Source organism: Anabaena sp. CCY 9402-a (assembly GCF_963920945.1).
Classification (GTDB): domain Bacteria; phylum Cyanobacteriota; class Cyanobacteriia; order Cyanobacteriales; family Nostocaceae; genus Trichormus; species Trichormus minutissimus.
Genome location: NZ_CAWUDL010000230.1, coordinates 1 through 266 on the forward strand (window position 1 = coordinate 1; position 266 = coordinate 266).

Below are 266 nucleotides of genomic sequence, written 5' to 3' on the forward strand. Positions count from 1 at the left end.
CTGGTTGAACAATGTCAGCAACTCAGATTCGGCGACAGTCAGCGAGGAGGATCCGCCTTCCGTTGGCGCGCCACTGGCGATACGTGGCTTGTGATCCGTCGACACGTCCGGGATAAGAAATTGCCAAGCTTCGAGGCCGAACGCTCGTGCGACTTCCTCGACATTGTCGATGCCTGCGCTTATTTCGGCATTGCGCATGCGTCCGATGGTGGACTTCGTGACGCGTCTAGACAGCCGGCCTTCCAGTGTCACGTTGGAAAGGCCAG

At 58.3% G+C, this 266-nt stretch carries 1 protein-coding gene; it reads right to left on the bottom strand.

The features are described 5' to 3' along the window. A partial coding sequence (locus ACM0OR_RS28405) for a hypothetical protein (protein WP_414579744.1) occupies positions 1 to 198 on the bottom strand: 198 nt, incomplete at its 3' end. Positions 199 to 266: the final 68 nt, after the last annotated feature.